A 2,647-nucleotide genomic window follows, 5' to 3' on the forward strand; every position below is an offset into this window, starting at 1 on the left:
AGCAGTGCTAAGCAAGCACCAGCATGGCAGGGAGCTGACAATGAGAACGAAGACGATTTTTCCGCTTGGGAAGACTAACAGAGAGTTATTAACAAAGAGAACTAAGTAAAAATGAAGAAAACGATGAAACGACATTCATTCATCACGACTAGCGTCTTTGGCTGTCGTGTTGGTTTAACATAGCCTTTGCCTCTTGTGCAAGATGATTTAGCACAGAACGCAAAACACAACTGAGAAAAGCTTAACGCATTCAGCACTGGCGAACCTGCAACACGCACAACCATGGAGGCAGATGGTAAATTCTATTGGGAAGCAGGCGATAAGATTTGGGTAAAGGAGATAGCGGAATTGGAAGCAAAGTAGCAACTCGCCAACGGAAGACAGCTCTTTAAGTTCTTAATGCCTGGTAAATACACGCCAAATCTTCATACGAGTTTATTATCCTGGTAAGAAGGTAACAAAAGTACCATCTCTGCGAATCAAACCAAACAGAGCCTAACACCACCGCTCACTTCGGCGCATCAGGCGATTGTGGTATAGCTGAGGCAACACGCAACGCTACAAGCCACGAGTTTGAGTTCGCACTCGACCACAAGGCTGCTTACCTCGTTTTTAAGCCTTATACAAACGATGATATACTAAAGCATTGCTATCTTACCAAGATAGAAGTAACATCAGACAACGACATTACAACTACCTCAACCTATACACTTGATCCAACCGCAGACACTGGTGCAGGCGCATTAACAGGTACAGGTAACGGAAAACAGATTGTGCTTACAACCAAAGGCAGCGGTTCTTATGTTAATGGTTTCCCATTGACAAACACTTCTGCTAACCTAACAACCAATGGTTCTTACATGATTATCAAGCCAGGCACACACACTTTAAGAATCCGTTACTGGGTAAAGGACGTTGCATCGGGCGTAGAGGGAACAATTACCAAGTTTATTCCTTCTCATACCTTTGCAAAGAATGAATATGTAAACATGGAAGCTGATTTGCAGATAAAGAATTACGATGGCGACCATTATTACATGTGGGATGCAGAGGAACAATACTGGAAAGGTTACGAATGGACAAAGCACTTGGCAGGAAACACAGGTCAGCCAACACTAAACGGTAACAGTTCATCAAATTACGCCCAGAGCAGTAGCGACCTTAACCATCGTTACTACCACACGGGCGGTGGTTCAGGTCGCTTCGACGCTACCCATAGTTGCGCAGGTCTTCCTAACGTAAACGAGATGACCTGGTACGCTGCAAAGGGCGATCCTTGTTGGGACGTAGACGAACTATGGACCACTATGGGTCATTTATATAAAGGTGGTACGTGGTTTAAAAAGAAGTCACAGATAAGCGGATACAACCCTAACACAGCCGTAGACGGAACCGATTGGCGAACAAATGCAAACAGTCGTAGTTGGCCTGCATCTTATATTCTCCCCGATGCGGCTGACGCAGGTAATTATTTCTACCTACCCTGTTTGGGTTTTTACAGCGATGGGGAGCAGTACGCTGTTGGTGTCAGTGGTTGCTATTGGTCGTCAAGTGCAGATCCAAGGTACGGTATTATCGCGTACCACCTGAGCATCGGCGGAAATAGCGTCTACGTGGACAGACATACGCGCGATTTCGGGTACAGGACGGAGGCGCTTCAGTAGTCCAAGAAGCCCCACCCCAACCCTCCCCAAAAGGGGAGGGAGTGCCTAACGGACAGGGCTTCTGCTGAATGCGTATTCCGTCGCTGCGCTCACCGCATCTACGTGCTGGCGGATGCGTATCTAGCAACTCGTAAATACGCATTGCGCAGTTGCTAGATACGTATCTAACGGCAACGCTCACCGCATCTGACAGAACGTAGATACGTATTCGGCAGCAAGGCAATACGTATCTGGCAGGAGGAGAATGCTGAAAGGGTGAGAAAATGAAGCGATGTGAGGAGGAATATTAATTAAGGAAATAGAATAGGGCAGCATGAAGAAGTAAGTAGAAAGCTGCGGAAGCGTGCTGCCCTACGCTATGATAAACAATTGTTATTTAATAATTTAAAAACCTAAGAATCATGAGATTTAAATTAGTTCAAAAGAAGAATCCGCAGAAGCGGGAGGAAGTGAAGTTTTATGCCAATGCGGTAAACGTGGGGCATAAGTCCTTGGATGATATTGCACGTGACATTGCGGGGCGTTCGTCCTTGACTCGTGGTGATGTGTCGAACGTGTTGTATAACTTCATTGATTGTCTACCACATTACCTCCGTGATGGTTTTAGCATTCAGTTAGGTAATTTCGGTTCGATGCGTGTCACGTTGTCGAGCAAAGGAGCAGAAACAGAAAAAGCTTTTAAGACTGAGACAATTAAGCCTCGTGTAGTCTTTACGCCGGGAACGGAATTGAAACGAGAATTGGCTGCAAACTCCTACGAATCGTTGAGGAAGAAAGAAGAAGAGACAGATAATAAAAAGGAGGAAAAGAAAAAGAAAGAGGAAGAAAGTGGACCGCAGGCAGGGTAGAAGTCCCCTCCAACTCCCCAAAAAGGGAGGAGTGCCTAACGGGGTGAGTTAGGATATGTGCCACGGGAGCATTTTAAAAGATTGATTCAGGGTATCAATCGTTCTGTAATAAGACAATCGATTATATTAATTGTG

Annotated in this window: 2 protein-coding genes; both read left to right on the forward strand. The window is 45.4% G+C overall.

The features are described from left to right. Positions 1–773 precede the first annotated feature (773 nt). Complete coding sequence (locus tag HMPREF9969_RS13215; RefSeq protein WP_009435295.1) at positions 774–1,664, forward strand: hypothetical protein; 891 nt, start codon at positions 774–776, stop codon at positions 1,662–1,664. Positions 1,665–2,065: 401 nt separating this feature from the next. Next, positions 2,066–2,512 (forward strand): HU family DNA-binding protein, encoded by a 447-nt coding sequence (locus tag HMPREF9969_RS07935; RefSeq protein WP_009435294.1) that lies wholly within the window; start codon positions 2,066–2,068, stop codon positions 2,510–2,512. Positions 2,513–2,647 lie beyond the last annotated feature (135 nt).

Origin of the sequence: Prevotella sp. oral taxon 306 str. F0472, assembly GCF_000257925.1 — a bacterium.
GTDB classification, from domain to species: Bacteria; Bacteroidota; Bacteroidia; order Bacteroidales; family Bacteroidaceae; genus Prevotella; species Prevotella vespertina.